This window comes from Lysinibacillus sp. IITD104, from assembly GCF_036698265.2.
GTDB classification, from domain to species: Bacteria; Bacillota; Bacilli; order Bacillales_A; family Planococcaceae; genus Lysinibacillus; species Lysinibacillus boronitolerans.
The window spans coordinates 2,078,892-2,096,026 of sequence record NZ_JBAHYH020000001.1; the positions used below are offsets into that span (position 1 = coordinate 2,078,892).

The following is a 17,135-nucleotide window of genomic DNA, read 5'->3' on the forward strand; positions in this document are numbered from 1 at the left end:
TTCTGAGGGGTGTCTTTTATTTTAAAGAAGCTCCTTAGATAAAGCCTCTCTGGTTGTAGGGAAAAATGAATAAAAAGTGGTAAGAGATGGGAGGGAAATATAATTAGAAAAATTGAAATGGGTTTGTTTGTAGTTGGAGTAGTAATGGCTTTAATAGGTATGCCTTATTTATTGGGGTATTCAACGAATGAATGTTTAAAATATCCTCTCTCTAGGGTTAATATTAATGGTTGCCACTATCCCTGTAACAATATCCAAGAGAAAGTAAACCAATGAGATTTTAATACTTGCTGTCTTTTATATTTTTAGAGATGGTAGAGACACACTTGTGATATTGATCCTAAAGAGTAGTATTATCCATAAGTAACGAGGATTTAGCAGTTTATCTTGCTGATATGTACTATAAAAATGATTTTAAGGAAAAATACATTGTTATAATTATAAAATGAATGCTAGAAAATAAGAAGCTCCATAAAACTAAAGAAATACTACTCAAATCCCCTGGATAACTTTCTGCAGCTGTAAATCGAATACCTCACATAAAAAGCACAGTCAACCATTGGATACTATAAGTTAAGAAAAGTACGGTTACAAAATAAACAATATACGATAAAGTAAGAAAAAATCTCTTATGCACCATTCCAGTCTCCTCCAATATTTACAATAACGATATTTCTATTAGTTAGTTGTACATTTCTAAAAGTAATGCTCCTTCCATTTATGAAGAAGGGAAGTGGAAAAAGGGAAAAATTACATATATAAAAGAAGGCAAGACATTGTTAAGATTTGATAGGTAAAGTATTCTATGGAATTGGAATAGAACGCTAATTAGTCACTATAAAACGATAGAAAAATGGTACATAGCTTAGGAGCAAATATAGCTATCGGAAGTTAATACGTAATAAATATACAGAAAGGAAATAATTCTCCAATTTATTTAACAGAGCTGATAATAGCTTTTAGAGGTTTGTAAAAGGAAGGAAGTATTTTATGAAAAATCAATTGATACGATTAATCGCTATCATTCTACTTGGTGTGTGTGTATATATTAATATGTACGAAAAAGATGAATTAGGGTTGATGCAATTTTTTGCATATGTTGGCTTATTAGGTTTTACTTTTGCGGTGGGTATTCCAATCATCTTTATTAAAAATAAGATTAGTTTATCCAAAAAATTTGGTTTTTTGTTTTTAAGTATGATTATCGCAGCAATAATTCCTTTATTGGGATTAGGAAATTTAAAATATATCTTTGAAGAACATTTCATGAATAAAGAGATGAATAAAGTTGTAAATCAATATAATGTAGATTTGCAAAATGATGAGGTGTTTTTAACCTTTCAAAACCATCTTCTAGTTGGAAAAAGAGATGATTTGTTTGGAAGTATAGACAAAACACTATTGGTTTATAATGCCGCAGGGAAAGAAACGAAAAGAATAAAAATAACGGAATTAGCAAAAGCAGCCGTTCCTTATCTGCCCCTTACTGATAAAGAAAAGGAAACAACTTATTTTGATGGTATGAAGGCGCAAGGAAATACATATGACCTTTGGAAAAAAATAGATGAAAACGACATACAACTATTTTTTAGATACGTTACAACGGAAGTTCCTGAGGATTATCAACCTGAACCAGATATGCCAGCCGATGCAAAGGACATAAAGTTCCATTATGATATCACCTATTCACCAGTTTTAGATGAGAACGGGGAATTTGTTTTTAGTTCGGATACTTTCCATTTATATAAAAGCAACGAGTCAATCCGAGTTAGCTACAAAGCTTCGGGCATTGAAGCGATTGTTGCTCCAAATACGGCAGTGTTAGTGAACGAAATCAAGTAAAGTTTACATTGCTAACAAAAGTACAACATGAAGCCTGTAGAGTGTTAGCGGCAAATCCAAAAACGTTATTAGGATGAATATACTAAGAAACACCAAAGCCTAGGTACTCAAATTAATGTGAGCCTGGGCATTTTTTACGTGATTTATTTATCTAACGAACGTATTGTTTTTCGAAATTTCAAATAAATGAATGACCACAACCTATTAAAATGGTAAAGTATAGAAAAAGTGAATGGAGAATTATGTAATGGAAAAATTGAAAGAGGTTGAATTAAAACATTTTTCAAGTGAATATATGCAAGGACTGAACGCTTTTGTACTTACTGAAGAGCAAAAACAATTTTCTGCACTGCCGAGCAATTTTGAGGAAATTAATGAAGGACAGCATCGCATTGTAATTCTAAGTGAAAATACACCTGTTGGTTTCTTTCTCCTAAATGCAAATGAACGAGTTAAGAAATATTCTACGAATAGAAATGCGATGCTATTATCTGCATTATCAATTAATCATACAGAACAAGGGAAGGGCTATGCAAAACAAGGAATGACATTACTAGTTGAGTTTGTTAAAGCAGAATTTCCTAATTGTGATGAAATTGTTTTAGTTGTAGACAAAGATAATATACCAGCACAGAAACTATATGTAAAAGTAGGGTTTGAAGATACGAATGAGAGGCTAATAGGACGTATCGGCGAAGAAATAATCATGAGGCAATTCATAAAATAAAGATAGGCCACCATCGTCACCAGAGTTTATGCTACATTTTGTAGATGAACTCTGGTTTTATGTTTTGGGAGAATTGTCGCATCCATTCTTGAAAAAGAGTTTCATGATCAAGGTTAGCAAAGAAAATTATTTAAAATATCCTGATTAAAAATACACCGGCTATCATCACCATTAAACCAATTATTTGTAATGGTTGAATTCGATTCTTTAGCGAGTTAAACAATCCGAATTGCTGTACAAGCAAGCTACCAGTGATTTGACCGAATAAAGCAAGGACTACAGTTTGGCCATTTCCAATTTGATTGACAAGAAATACATTGATAAGAACATAAGATCCTCCTAAGATCCCGCCAATCCAGATCCACCAAGGGGCAGCTTGTTTAAAAGGTTCTTTAATATTTGAGTAAGATCGATCCTTTAACCCAACAATTATACTCAAGGTAATAGTACCAACAAAGAATGAAACAAGGGCAGCATGAGAAGAAGAGTGAAGAACTTTTCCTAATTGCCCATTAACAGCGATTTGGATAGCTAGTAACATTCCTGCTAGAATCCCTACTATGCGCCAAATCCATAGATTCCGCACACTCTCCTTATTTGTTTGGGGAGAATACTGTTCATTTTTCTTGCTTCGTATAGCTGTAGCTAAAAGGACGCCTAGTAAGACTAGTAATATGCCAAAGATTCGATTCCATCCAAAGGAATATTGTGTTGCATTAAACCAGCCATTATGATCGATTAACATACTCATTAGCGTCATTCCAAAGATCGGTAGGATAGTTGTTTGCACACTTCCCAATTTAGGAAACAAGAGAATGTTAGTAGTTATCGCAATAGCGCCACCAATTCCCCCCAACCATATATAGATAGGTTGGTTCAACAATAAATCTAAGGGAATCCCCAGTGATGTACCACTACTTACTAATGTAATAGTTAAGAAGATGACACCAACAGCGAAGGAGATCAATGAAGCTAAAAAAGGAGAAATCACAAACTTTCTTAATTGAGCATTAATGGCTGTTTGCACAGCAAGAATAGCTCCAATACTTATAGCCAAAAGTACTGCAAACATAAAAATTCATCACAACCTTTGTTGAAGAAAATGTAAAACAACGACATGTTTGATTATATCAAAATATTTGTCAAATTTACTAAGCATTGAACGATTAGTAAAAATCCCTTATCCATTGCAGCCATTAGTGAACAAGGCTGAATGCAATGAAAAAATGTAGAAGCGGCTAATAAATAGTAGCCTTATGTCAATAAAGTATAGTGTAATCTCTTCAAATTCTGTATATTGGTGTATGAGGAGGAGATTGAATGGCAAGAAAATGGATACTACCATTAATTTTATTACTAGGTGTTATGATATCTGGTTGTAGTGAGGGCCAAGAAAAAGGTAGCAAAGATGGTGGAGATGTAGAAGTAACGATTCCAGCTATATTTTTTGAGGGTCAGGACATTGATTCTGTTATTTCAAAGGCAAAAAGCAGTGGGATTGAGGAAGTCAGTAAGAATGATGATGGTTCTTTAACTTATAAATTGTCTGAAAAAGAACATAAAGAAATGATGAAAGGTTTAAAAGAAGGCATTCTAGCAAGTGTAGATGAGCTTAAAGCAAGTGAAGAGTTCAAATCTATTAAAGATGTAACCTATGACAAGTCTTTTTCAGAATTCACTTTATCTGTAAACAAAGAAGAATTTGATAATAGTTTTGACACAATGGCCTCATTCGGACTAGCTTTAACAGGTATGTACTATCAATTATTTAATGGTGTGGATGAAAAGGATTATAAAGTCAAAGTAATTTTTAAAGATGAATCAAATGGAGATGTAATTAACACGATAATTTATCCAGATGATTTAAACAAGAAAAATTGATCGGAAGAACGTCTAACGTGGGTGTTCTTTTTAAATGCGTTGTGCATAGTAGTTGTTCCTGATTCCTGATGTTTTTTATTTTTACAAAGCATATATGAATAGGTATAGGAAATGATGGAATTTGTTTTAAGAAACGACTGACGATAGCATAGTTGTAAGTAAAGATAGACCTAAATGATTTCACAAAGCCCAGATACTCATTAATTTGGGCCTAGGCTTTGTGCTTATTCAATTTGTATTTCCTAACCTCTAATAGACCGCCCTAAAGAGCTATCTAAAAAAATTTTTAATGGCATCCATTCGAATTTTACTATAACATTCTTCGCAGCGAAAAATCTTCTCTGTTCTTTCCTTTAACTGTCTGAATCTCAGTGACCCCTCATATACTCTGAATTTTTTTCTACAACTAGAACAAATGACCTCATAGTAATGCATAGCTATCCTCCTCAAGTCTTTCCTATTACTTTTTAGTTGATTTATCGAATATTGTTATCAGTTCTCTCATATATTCCTCAACATTTAACTGGGGATTTCTCATTAATTCAATGGTGAATCCGTCAATGGAATTTCTTATCGCTAACGCCATCACTCTCGCAGACAATTGGGTGAATTCTCGGAAAACACCCTCATGCATTCCTAGTGTAAGAATGTTTTCAATTGGAAGAAAAATAGTATCATCATGATCCGCTGCAAATCGAAGTTTGCCATCAGCAGTTCTTTCATTAGAAACAATTTCAATAACAGCGAAAACATGTTGCCGATTTTCGTCTATGAATCGAAGGTTTGATTCTATATACACTCTAAGCATATCGATAGGAGATTTTTGATTTTCTATTAGAGGTGCAGTATAGGCTTGACATGCCATGTAGTAATCGTAAATTACTTGCTCTAATAATTCCCCCTTGTTTGCAAAGTGATAGGAGATAACCCCCTTACTGATTTGTGCACGCTTTGCTATTTGACCTAAAGAAGCTTGGGCGTATCCTACTTCTGCGATGGTTTCAATAGCACATTCCACAATTTGAGTTCTACGGGCTTTTTCAATAAACGACATTTCTTTTTGGTTAGTTGTTTTATTTTTTTTACTCATGTATTTATTTTAGCACGGTCGTACTAATAAATCGATTAAAATTACATTTAGGTAGGGTCCTAAATCTTTGAAATTAAACCAAAGCTTGTTCAAGGGCTAGACTAGGGTGTTTCGTGAGGAAGGTTATGATACTTGAGCTTAATGGAATTATTTCTTAGCCTATTTGAAAGTGAAAATAAGTTGTTTATTATCTGTTGACATGGAGTCAGCTCCATCTTTTAAGATGAATGTTATCAAAGAATGGAGTGATGGAGATGGTAATTATAACTAATATACTAATTGGGTTATACGCGGTTTTAATAGGAGTGGCAGGGATAAAAAAATGGCAAGAAGTTGGATTTGAAGTACGAACATTCATGTTTGTTATCGTATCAATTAGTATGCTCTTAATATTATGTATACCAAACAAAGATTGGTTATTTATATTACTGTTAATTGCATTTATCTTGTTACATATACTAGCAGTTACAGAAGGAAGGTTATCAAATGGACGAATTACATTCAGCCATCATATCATTCGTTTCATTTTCCATTGTATAATTGCCCTAATGGTTTACAAATTTATATGATAGAAGGGGATCATAATGAAAATTGGTGAATTTGCAATATGTACTGGTCTTAGTAAAGATACTATTCGTTATTATGAAAAAATGAATTTATTGCATCCAGAAATTAATCATAAGCACCGCAATTATAACAAGGAAGACATTGATACAGTGGAAGCAATCCTTAAACTTAAACAAACGGGATTTTCTCTCCAAGAAATCAAAATGCTTTTTGATTGGTCGGGAAATATTGATCAAAATAAAAAACTGACAAAAGAGGAAACACAAAATCTACTTGAAATAAAAGTTATATTCCAAGAAAAGTATGAGCAGATGTTACAAAGAGAACATCAGATTAAACAAATTAAACAAGTTTTATTAAATATAGATAATAAAATAAAGCAACTTTTAGAGAAAAATAAAGGAGAAAATTGTTAGTTGTGTTTAGAAAGTAAAGGAAAAGAATATATTCAATAATTTAAAGCTGTTGTTGTATACTTTAGGAAACTAAAAAAGGGCCTCTGATCTGGAAGTAACCCTAAAATGAGAGCGGTAGTGACGGTCAACTAACGCCACCACCTAATAAGTGCGTGCGAAACACTCATATTAATGTGAGCAATCAAGGCTTCTTATACAATAAAAGCTATCTTGTATTATGGATGATGGGATAGCTTAGCTTGGTAAATCGTAGGGCGATATTGGCTATCTCAACATAAATTATGTTTAAGGGGTTATATGACAAGTGGCTTGAAGTATAAAAGGGTAGTGTGAAAAATAAAAATGACTACTTTCTATTTAGAAAGTGATAAAGATGGATCCTCAAGAAGTATGCGAGCGATTGGCAAATAAATGAAACTTCCGAGTACTACGATATTCAGGATGAGAAACAATTTTTAAAGCTGCTTCAATTTAGTTAATTCTAAAAGTGTTGTTCCTTCAACCTATCGGGTAGGTTAGGCAAGAAGGAATAGTAGAATATCACGTTGAATAGAAAAAATATAGAGTTCCACAAGTAGAAATGAATTATTAAGGAGGATGTATTTATGACTAGCCATGACGACAAATCACCAATAAAAAACAGAATCGGAGGTGTATTTATCCCAGTTCGTAACCTAGAGAAAGCAAAAGAATGGTACAGAAAAATACTAGGTTTGGAAGGGGGAGAAGAATATTTTGGACATTTATTCGTGGTACCCATGAAAGGTACGGCTGGATTAATTCTAGATTCCATGCCAAAGTGGAGAAATGAAGATGGTGATATTTCCACTTACCAAGTTCCATCAATTCAGCTTTTGACCGATGATATTGAAGCTTCTTACCAATTTATGAAAGAAAATAATGTTGAACTTGTTACAGAGATTCAGGATAATTTTTATTTTGTATTCAAAGATATTGATGGCAATTTACTAATGATTTGTAAAGAAGCTTCTTAAAAAAATGTGAACATTGCCCTTGGGACTTTACTAAATAAATCAAACCTTCATTAAAACAGAGAAGAAGGTTTCAGACTGACAAACTCAAACTTTATTGAGTTTGTCTACAGATAATCAATTCAAGGTTGATGAAAAATTAATCAAGTTTTACATGACACCAACATAGCAAAAGCGTACTAGCAAGGAAAAGGCAGACAATTAATTAAGTTCACCGAGGATAAATAGAAAGAAAAAGGTCACTTCTATTAAAAGTGACCAGAATGCTTATTTATGCTTTATTAAACCTCTAGGGGATTAGGTGTTTATTCGATTTTATTGAATTGTAATATTTCCTTTATATGTTGCAAAGTAAATACCTGCATCAGGATCGTATGCATAATCAAATCTTGTTAGGTATCCTGCGTATTTAAAATCTCCATCCCATTCAACATGATAAATTTGTCCAGGTGGAAACGTTGAAGTTCTTTTATTATTATATTTATGGATATTAAATTATTCACAGATGGTTTTTTTACTTTTTTATTATTAAACAATCATCTATATAACTTATTCTATTTTTTAGAGTAACTTCTGATTAATAAAATCATTATTAGGATACTTCTCCGATTCTTCTTTCTTCGTTTCCCCAACTCTTTGATAATTTTAGAGGGTTGAGCGGTTGGGAAATGCTTGGAATTCAACTTCTTTATTATTAATTAGATGTAGTTGAGTTCTACTTTGGAATTTATTTTAAAAAAACTTCTCTGTGTCTTCTATTCTAGAAATAAGGTTAGGTATATCTCTAAACGAAAGGTTATTTAGACAACTTTTTAAGAAGTATGTTGTTTCATTATTCTTTTTATTTAATCGAGAACCTAATCGGGCGTTAATAAAACCTGTCTCTTTGAGAATAGGGTTTTCATCCAAAAACCTTGCTATTTCGTTAGATTTAACGGTATATAGTTTTATATCTTCCATTTGATTAACATACTGACCAACTAAATACCCAACAATCATAGAACCTTGAGTTACAACGGAAGAAATAAAGAAATCACTTAATGGGTTACCTTTTTCAACTGAGTATTCTTCTGATGTTAACTTCAATAATTTTATGTAAGAATCTGGATTGGGTAATACAATTGTTACTCCCTCAAACTCTTCAAATTTCCCTAGTGAATCAATTTCATCCTGAGTGTAGTAAACCTTTTTTTCTTCTTTTGTAATACCTTCTATACTAGTACTAGCAATCTCTTGAGAAGATCGTGAAGTATCTATATTAAATTTTTCACTAATTACTTCAGATATTGCCTCTTGAATACTCTTCACTATTAAAGGGCGAGAGGTGTTTATAAACTGCTGAGTTACCTTAAATTTAAACCGTTCTTTAATAACAAATTTGATAAAATCATCATTTGGGGATTCAAAAATTTCTTTAATTACAGATTTAAATGATTGGAAATATATTAACGATTCAGCGAGGATTTTTACTGTTTCTTCATCATATAAATTTTTAGAAAACTTAATGAGATTTTCAAAATCCTCTTCATTATGATTTATAATATTGAAGATAAAAAAGGGCTTAGAATCCATTATATTTGAGTTATTTAAATCAGTAAAAAAGTGATACTCAATTCCGTTTGTTAATATCCCTAATTTAACACTTGGAAATGTACTGAAATACCTACTTAATTGTGGGGCACTTTTATTGATTTTCGTATTGATTGATTTTGCCTCAATAAAAATTCGAGGTTGCCCATTGATAGAAATAGCATAATCTACTTTTTCATTTTTTTTATGAAAATCAGCTGTGAATTCTGGAGTGACTTCTTGGGGACTATAGGTATCGTAACCCAACCCTTTAAGCAATGGTAAAACTAGAAATTGTTTTGTAGATTCTTCGTTTTTGATCAGTTCACTATTCTCGGATATTACGTTGTTTAATACTTCTATAGTTTCTTTTAGATTCATTTGTACCCTCTCCTTTTGTTTTGAATTAATGTATGGCAACTATTTTGTATACTGTAGTCAAATAGATTAGTTATCTTTCTTAAGCCAAGTTAAGTTTGCTTCCTGAATAAAAATTTCTCAATAGAGTACAAGTATTTAATCCATTTTCATATTAATAGTTAATAATTCTTGCGTAAATATACCTATATTCATTATAAAAAATATAGCATAAATAAATAATATTTCCAATAGAGCTAACATTATGTCTTTAATTTACACTTAGTGCCCATCAAATGTATAAATTTATCTGGAAAAATTATGTTTTTCAAGTTTCTTACTCTTTGTGTACCTATTCTTTCTGAGAAATTTTGTATATAAGTATCCACAATTTATTGTAAATAAAATCAGTGGTATCTGATATTATTAGTTATTTTGGTAGGGATTGGAAATATTAGTCGGATTTTTAGGGCGCGTTCCTTCAGCATTTTATGATGACAAAATCTCTAAACGTCTAAAACAGAATAAAAATAACCTAATTGCTTTTCATAATGCAGATGCTAACAGATTTATTGTTAAGGACATCTTAGTAAATGGAGTTGTAACAACTCAAGGTATATAGATCAGTCCGTGAAATTGCAAATTTATTAGAAGGTTGTCTATAACAATGAATGCATAACAACAAAATAATATTTTGATCAGAAGTTGTACAGGTTAAAGTTTTAATCTAAAAAAGCAATACCCGATGACAAAAAAGCCAAGGTACTCAATAAATTATGAGCCTGGATTTTTTTGTATTTAATATTTTATGATTAAAAAATTGATTTATTAATAAATCTTAGTTCTTATAGTAAATACAAGAAAGATTTTAATCACTATCAAATAACAAAGTTTTTTTATTTTCATAAATTTCTCCTTGCCATAACACAAACGCTTGTTCTATTATAAATACAAACAAACGTTCTGGGGAAGGAGAGGTCAAAATGGCGAAAATATATAATTTTCCAACTAAAATATTTCGAGATATAACAAAAGAAAGAGTCGATGTTGTAACTATTGCTTCCGGATTTATGGGTGGTGTTGTAAAGGTATACGAATGTGAAGGGACAGTCATTATTCATAGTGAAAATAAAAAGTCTAGCCATGCTAGTATTTCAAATGATCTTGGTCAGGTTAAAGAATGGGAAATTAGATATGCAATAGAACATATTTTAAAAAGAGGCATAACAGAAGTGAATATAAAAGTTAGTAATACTGGAGTTGTTCATATTCGTAATAAAGAAATTAATTCACTTTCTCAGTAAAGTCAGGTCACTTATAAAATAATAAGAGTACAGGTTTTATCGTAAATAGTCTTTTTTAAAACGTAATTTGCAACGATCCCTTCGACTGTTAGAGACTTTTAAATTTGTTCCAGCTAACATGAAATGTCCAATTTCAAAATGTGTTTTCATTTCATAACAACTCCTGTTATTAGGTTAGCAACTTACAAAATGATAATATGATTAGGGGATATTTGGAAATATGGTTCGTTTTTCGATTATTGCACAATATGGAATTTGAAGTTGATGGAGGAAGAACAAATGTGTGAAAGTCAGTATGGGCTGTCAGTAAATTGATATGAATTTATAATAAAGGAGTATGTTTATGAAACTATTTATGTTACGTTATAAATTTGGTTGGCTACCTAACTATCGCAGAACCTATACCTAGGTTTTAAAGGTGAAACATACGAAAATTATACTTTCAAGCTAACAAAAATTTCATGGACTAAATAGTTTATTAACAGAATGAAATGAGTTCGGTTTAAACGAACTCATTTTTGTGTTCAATTATAGAGTTTGCATTTAGGCGAACGGTCTGTAAGTAAAATTCTATTTATTACAAGATTCATAAATACAAACGTCCTTTGCTTTCATATTTTCATCCATAAAATTTTTATACCTTGCTATTGCTGTTTCAAGTTTTTTGACATGTGTCTGTCTCTCTTTATCCGATGAGGAACTTTGGAAGGAACTAGCCTCCATTCTAACATTAGATTCTAACTCTACAAATTCATCAACATTGACTTGTTTATATAATAAACTTCTTATAGAATCAGAATGATTCTCCGATAAGAACAATAAATTACTATGATTTTCAAGCATTTGTTGCTTTTTGTTAATATCCTTTTCCATTAAGTAGCTCTTCTCGAAATCTAAAATCGATTGATAATTTTCTAACAAATCTTGCGTTCCCATAAAAAAAGAGGTTTTATAGTATCTAATTTGTTCATACTGTGTTTTGGCATAAGCACCTAACAGTAAAGTTGTTAGAGCAAAAATAATCGCTAGTAAGACTATAAATGTAAACCTTTTTTTCAATTTAAATCCTCCCATATTGTTGAGATTAATTTACAACCAGTGAATAATGACTATTTTTATTAACTGCCTATAGTATGTGTGACTTCAGCTTCTGCTGTTTTTACACCTATTTCTAATGGAGGCTGTAACACTTTTTACATAATAATTGCCTATGAAGTAAATGATCCTGAGTAAACCCATTCTCCGTCCGACAGTTTGATTTTATACATTAAACCAGTACCGTTAAAATTATAATTTCTCCAGTAATAGATTTAATGACTCCATTTGTAGAAGCTTCATATACTTCTTTATTATTAGTTGTTTGTAAAATCTTGAAATCCTTTATATGTATATTGATAGAAGATTGACCTAGATCTCCACCAAATTTATTTCTATTCCCTTCTACTAATACTCAGCTACTATTGTTTGGCAATTCTAAATATTCGGTGTTAACTTTTAAATTAAAATGTAAGTTCTTTGGTAAAGAATTTTCGGCATTTGAGGCAATTTTTTGGACTGTTTGAGGCTGTTTATTTTCTACAGCTTCAGTCTTAACAGAGAATTCAACTTATATCCAAAATACAGTTAATAAAATAAAAAATACTGAAACCAAGTAGAAACTCTTTTTCAAGCAAATCACTCCTTATAATATCTAAAAATTAAAATTTGTTGGCCAACAAACATGGATAAACATATCATAATTTACAAAGTTACAAACTGCTTAATATATCCCTAAAATGGTTATAGTTGGAGACGTTATTTAAAGATAATTCAATTTAAAATGTTGTAAAAAATGGGGGGAGTTATTATGAACTACGAAGTAACAGTATCAGGTTATTCAAACGTATGCCTGGATTCTTGGCTTTTTAAGCTTACATTTAACAAACGTAGAACATAAAAGCGATGTTGCTCTAAACCTTTTACAAGCACAGGTTTCCAACGTAATCAGAATGGTAATGTTGAGATTGATACGATTAATGCTCAAATGAGCGTAAGTAATTGGCAAATATTTAACGTGAAGGTGGTATAAAGTGACGCAAAAAGTATTTACATCTACGGAATCAACAAATCAAATCGCAGACTCTTATAGTAACCCTCCCTAATTTACGTGAAGTTGTCTTCAATACATTAGATAAAGGCTTAGCGTTAAATTTTTTCGATTTTTTTAACCTAAATTTAACCTTGATAGAATATATTTAAACTGGGGAAATAAGTTTTGAAGATCTATTGCTGACGGATCGCCGTATGCGATGAAAGTCGCCTGTACGGTGAAGGCTCGTTATAAAGCTGAGATAGAGAAGGTATAAGACGAGAACAGCAATGTAGCTCCACAAATTTCAAGCATCAATATCTTTAGAAATAGTAACAATCAGTACACTAAGGCAGAAATAAAATTTTCACAACCTATCAATGATTTGACTGTAGTGCCAGGGGAATTTAAATTTTTTGACATTAATAATCCTTATAATCCAATTATGGGTTCGTTGTTTAATACTTATCGTACAAACCTACCTCAAACACCAAATCAAATTGATGATGAGTATATTACGGTAGAGTTCGCTCCAAAGAGTACTGTGGCTAACGTAACATATACTAAGGGATCCTTAAAAGGTGTTAATGGGGTAGAGGTTGAATCACAATCTGTGACACCAGTGCTAGAATAAGGTGAAATACTATGGTATATAAACAAAGCGTTGAACAAGAATGGTCAATTGAAGAACAAGAAAAATCATTAAATATCGTTGTTTCTACAAAACTCCATCATACCCAACTAGAAGTACTGTTAGCTCATTTTGCAGATGAATATGGAACTTGTAATAAGGATATTTATGTCCAAGTATCTGAAGTAGAATTTAATGAAAACAATGTTATATCTTCTGATAAATGGAAAAAGGAAATAGCTCAGCATGTTTTTATACTAGATGCGCTAAAAGTTAAAGAACTACCCATCTTTAATCGAAATCATTTAAAAGAAGGATTTACTATCCATTCGATTCAAGAGTTAACACCACAAGATATTAATTTTATTGAAAAAGGTGAAAATGTTTGGTTTCCAACTAGATTTCATCCACTTTGTTATGATACAGTAGCGACTAATAGTTTGATTTTACGCCACCATAAGGAATTAGTAGGCTGGTGTGTTGTGTTACCATCTACGAATCAATTGCTAATGTATGATAATCTTTTTGTTAAAGAAAGATATCAATCATTGGGAAGAAGCTTGACATTGTTTTGGCACGCTATTTTACTACAATTAGAGCAAACACCAATGAAATATCTTACCTTTGTGGTAGATGGGGAAAATGAAAAAATGTTAAAGGTTTTGAGGAATAAAGTTCATGCTCCACTAATTGATTATCAAAAAGTAACTGTGTTCAAATTAATGGATTAAATTAAAATGATGAATCGTTGATTTTAATAATACGTGTAGAATTCAATCTTTATAAAGGATACGTCATATCGACGTATCCTGGATACGTCATATCGACGTATCCTTTTCTCATTGCGTCTCACAACTTTAGTGGGCTTTAATTTTACATTATGAGAGCAATCGAGATGGGCAACGAAACATATTACTGAATTTCTATTCGCCTTATGGCTTTTTATTTACACAAAAATTGGCGAAGGATAGGTGATAGTAAAATGAAAGAAGTACTATTAACAAAGTCAATCGGTGGTGAAGTGAATAATGAGAGGGTATGTTAAGATTTCTTTACCTTGTCGTGATTCTATTGATTAACTTTAAATTTGTATTTATGATGACGGTAGGGGAAATAAGTATAAAGATCTATCGTTGACGGATCGCCGTATGCGATGAAAGTCGCCTGTACGGTGAAGGCTCGTTATAAAACCTGACCTTTGTAAGGAAAGGATAAGACGAGAATAGCGTACCAAATGTGGGGCCGTTGGATGTTCTTAAATCAACTGTCACAATATCTGCACCATTAAATGGGGTAGGGACTCGAATTGTGACTGTAAAAGCTTTGGACAGCAATTCTAATCCGATAGCTGGATATCAGTTTAACTTAGAAATTATAATTACTAATAACGATAATACAAGGGCTGAGATGTACGGTGTACAAGAAATACTTCAAGGTAGCAAGACTAAGCCTATTACGGAAGTAACTAATGCTCAAGGAGAAGTTGGATTTGATATAACATTCTTTACTGCAATAGACAGTGGAGATGGTATTTCAGTTCAAGTCAAAACAATAGATAACCAAAATATTGGATTGCCTTTTAGTTACATCAATCCATAATCATTGAATTGAACCTCATCTATATGGTGGGGTTTCTTTTTGCTTTTTCACTTTCGTGAAGAGTTTTTAATGTACAACAAGACCTAAACAACGCACTGTGCCGAGCAGTGCTATTTTTTATGTGTTTTTTAGCTATGAGAGCAATCGAGATGGGCAACGGTACATGTTACTGAATCTCGAAGCTTCTCATGGCTTTTTATTTTAAATAGGGTATGAAGGTGGGGAATAGGGAGTCTAGAAACATGTTGATCCATTCGCCTATTTAGCGAGTATGGGGATCTCCGAGGCGCAATTCAAGCTAGATATTTTTAATGGCTTAGAGGAAGTAAAAGGTGCGCAAATTACAGAAGAGAAGTCATGCTCAATGATGCTAAGACCATTTCAGCAATTATTGATGGTAGGACACATGTTCAGGTGAGTGAACTAGCCGAGCTTTTAGGATTAAAGCTCGTTTATAATGACGAAAGCAAAACAACCATATGAAGTAAAATAACATAAATAAAGATCCAAACAGCTTAATTTGCTGTCTGGGTCTTTGCTGTTTATTTTGTTATAAATTGCATTTTTACATTTTCGTTTAAAATTTGACCATCTTTAGAAATAATATCTTTTATATATAGCGTATAACTACTTCCTGATCTATAACTTCCTACTGGTGCAATCGTGACCTTGCTTGTCTGCATGTCTGAACTTCTATCGATAATAAACATTAATGGTATGTTTTCGCCACGGGCATCATCTTTAATATAAATATTTTTTTCCAAAATAGTAGAAATATCAATATTTGAATTAAATGATATTGTAAATTCTTTATTTAATTCAACATTTTGTTGTGTTTCCCAAGATGTAAAGCCCTCTACAATAAAGGATTTGTTTTGAAGAAATTCGTAACCTTTATTTGTGAAATATGAGTAGGTGTTAAAAGCAAAATCCTGTACTGATATATAATCTAATGTCCATTCACCAAGAATCCCAAACTCTGCCATTACATGACTTTCTAAAATGTAAGTACCTTTGAGTTCACCAGGTTCATCTATAGATAGATCAAAAGGATAAAGGTGGTTCTTGCCATCTGGTGATTTAAAATGTACATTTACATATCTAATTCCAGATAAATTATCTGAAACTGTAAGTTCAATCTTTGCCGTAGAGCCAGCTTTAACAACAGGTGTTAATACTTTTATTTCTTCAATAGTTGGAGCTTCAGTATCTTGTGCAGCATAAACAAAAGAAGAATTTGAAACAAATAAAAATAATGCACATATAATAACAGTTAGACTTTTCTTCAATTTTAAACTTCAACCTTTCAAAATATAATATTAATATATTTTATGGTTAATAGTGGGATTTGTATATGATAAAAACGAGTAAACTTTATTAGTTATTTGACAATAAAAGCCCAGGTACTCAAAATTTGAGCCTGGGCTTTTAAGATAAATGAAATTATTTTTGTAAATTAATCATACCTGTTTCTGTTCCAAACAAACCAGTTTGAACTTGTAATTGTAGGTCAGTTGCCTCGGCTGCCTCTGGAGCTAAGTCAAATACCACCTTACCACTGATTTCCATATCCGGGTTAACCTCTTGGAAGAAGAAGCTATTTTGAATATCTCCATTTTCTCCTTGGTTAGCTGACATACTAGCAGTACTATCAGATTCATATGTTTTTTCGCCGCGTTTTAATTTAAAGAAGCTTGAATCAATTGTCACAGCTTCATTGCCATTGTTTTTGTAAGTTACATTTAAGACTACATATTTTCCACTTGCGTGTGTCGGTAGCGCTGATGGACCTACTTGATCTGCTAATTGAACCTCATTAACTGTAAATACTGCTTTTCCAACTTCTAAAGCCGTACCAATTCCAACAACTTTGTCTTGATCATCTTTTTTAGTTGGTTTTTTATCAGTGCTAGTTGCAGAAGATTTTTGATCATCAACTTTTGATGAATCATCTCCGCCACCTAATGCCCCAATAATAGCGCCTAGGATAATTAAAGCAATTAATGCTCCACATCCTAATTTAAAAAATTTCTTCATTTACGTACTCTCCCTATATATGTATTTAGTACATTTGAAACTATAGCAAAATAGT

15 protein-coding genes are annotated in these 17,135 nt (G+C 31.9%); 9 read left to right on the forward strand and 6 right to left on the reverse strand.

The genetic code is table 11. The annotated features are described in order from the left end of the window. Nucleotides 1–990: 990 nt before the first annotated feature. On the forward strand, nucleotides 991–1,842 hold the full coding sequence (locus V1L66_RS10490) for a hypothetical protein (RefSeq protein ID WP_016993761.1): 852 nt from the start codon (nucleotides 991–993) through the stop codon (nucleotides 1,840–1,842). Between the two features lie 247 nt (nucleotides 1,843–2,089). Further along, entirely contained in the window at nucleotides 2,090–2,569 is a 480-nt protein-coding gene (locus V1L66_RS10495; protein ID WP_016993759.1) for a GNAT family N-acetyltransferase, read from the forward strand. A gap of 130 nt (nucleotides 2,570–2,699) precedes the next feature. On the opposite strand, the gene V1L66_RS10500 is transcribed toward V1L66_RS10495, so the two are convergent. After that, nucleotides 2,700–3,641 carry a DMT family transporter gene (locus V1L66_RS10500; RefSeq protein WP_312754619.1) on the reverse strand — a complete coding sequence of 314 codons (942 nt, stop codon included), beginning with the start codon at nucleotides 3,639–3,641 and terminating at the stop codon, nucleotides 2,700–2,702. A gap of 248 nt (nucleotides 3,642–3,889) precedes the next feature. On the opposite strand from V1L66_RS10500, the gene V1L66_RS10505 reads away from it, so the two are divergent. Next, on the forward strand, nucleotides 3,890–4,450 hold the full coding sequence (locus tag V1L66_RS10505) for a hypothetical protein (RefSeq protein WP_016993757.1): 561 nt from the start codon (nucleotides 3,890–3,892) through the stop codon (nucleotides 4,448–4,450). A gap of 460 nt (nucleotides 4,451–4,910) precedes the next feature. Here the strand turns inward: V1L66_RS10505 and V1L66_RS10510 are convergent, their stop codons facing one another. Beyond that, entirely contained in the window at nucleotides 4,911–5,540 is a 630-nt protein-coding gene (locus V1L66_RS10510) for a TetR/AcrR family transcriptional regulator (protein ID WP_312754623.1), read from the reverse strand. A 584-nt stretch (nucleotides 5,541–6,124) separates the two neighbouring features. Between V1L66_RS10510 and V1L66_RS10515 the strand changes: the two genes are divergently transcribed. After that, on the forward strand, nucleotides 6,125–6,523 hold the full coding sequence (locus V1L66_RS10515) for a MerR family transcriptional regulator (protein ID WP_312754629.1): 399 nt from the start codon (nucleotides 6,125–6,127) through the stop codon (nucleotides 6,521–6,523). Between the two features lie 605 nt (nucleotides 6,524–7,128). Then, nucleotides 7,129–7,518, forward strand: a complete 390-nt coding sequence (locus tag V1L66_RS10520) for a VOC family protein (protein ID WP_036076378.1) — start codon at nucleotides 7,129–7,131, stop codon at nucleotides 7,516–7,518. A gap of 729 nt (nucleotides 7,519–8,247) precedes the next feature. Here the strand turns inward: V1L66_RS10520 and V1L66_RS10525 are convergent. Continuing rightward, nucleotides 8,248–9,465, reverse strand: coding sequence for a type I restriction endonuclease (locus V1L66_RS10525; protein WP_312754632.1), 1,218 nt, complete (start codon nucleotides 9,463–9,465; stop codon nucleotides 8,248–8,250). A 959-nt stretch (nucleotides 9,466–10,424) separates the two neighbouring features. On the opposite strand from V1L66_RS10525, the gene V1L66_RS10530 reads away from it, so the two are divergent. After that, nucleotides 10,425–10,745, forward strand: coding sequence for a DUF1827 family protein (locus V1L66_RS10530; RefSeq protein ID WP_016993748.1), 321 nt, complete (start codon nucleotides 10,425–10,427; stop codon nucleotides 10,743–10,745). 570 nt (nucleotides 10,746–11,315) lie between these two features. Here the strand turns inward: V1L66_RS10530 and V1L66_RS10535 are convergent. After that, complete coding sequence (locus V1L66_RS10535; protein WP_312754635.1) at nucleotides 11,316–11,804, reverse strand: hypothetical protein; 489 nt, start codon at nucleotides 11,802–11,804, stop codon at nucleotides 11,316–11,318. A 1,403-nt stretch (nucleotides 11,805–13,207) separates the two neighbouring features. Here V1L66_RS10535 and V1L66_RS10540 point away from each other — a divergent pair. From V1L66_RS10540 to V1L66_RS10550, 3 genes are all read left to right on the forward strand, one after another. After that, entirely contained in the window at nucleotides 13,208–13,447 is a 240-nt protein-coding gene (locus tag V1L66_RS10540; RefSeq protein ID WP_016993743.1) for a hypothetical protein, read from the forward strand. Between the two features lie 11 nt (nucleotides 13,448–13,458). Next, nucleotides 13,459–14,175 (forward strand): hypothetical protein, encoded by a 717-nt coding sequence (locus V1L66_RS10545; protein WP_312754640.1) that lies wholly within the window; start codon nucleotides 13,459–13,461, stop codon nucleotides 14,173–14,175. Between the two features lie 514 nt (nucleotides 14,176–14,689). Further along, complete coding sequence (locus V1L66_RS10550; RefSeq protein WP_036074861.1) at nucleotides 14,690–15,043, forward strand: hypothetical protein; 354 nt, start codon at nucleotides 14,690–14,692, stop codon at nucleotides 15,041–15,043. A 542-nt stretch (nucleotides 15,044–15,585) separates the two neighbouring features. Here the strand turns inward: V1L66_RS10550 and V1L66_RS10555 are convergent. Together V1L66_RS10555 and V1L66_RS10560 are read right to left on the reverse strand one after the other, a co-directional pair. Beyond that, a complete protein-coding gene (locus V1L66_RS10555; RefSeq protein ID WP_312126372.1) occupies nucleotides 15,586–16,332 on the reverse strand; it encodes an Ig-like domain-containing protein in 747 nt (248 codons plus the stop codon). Between the two features lie 154 nt (nucleotides 16,333–16,486). Continuing rightward, entirely contained in the window at nucleotides 16,487–17,080 is a 594-nt protein-coding gene (locus V1L66_RS10560; protein WP_036074858.1) for a DUF4352 domain-containing protein, read from the reverse strand. Between the last annotated feature and the right edge of the window lie 55 nt (nucleotides 17,081–17,135).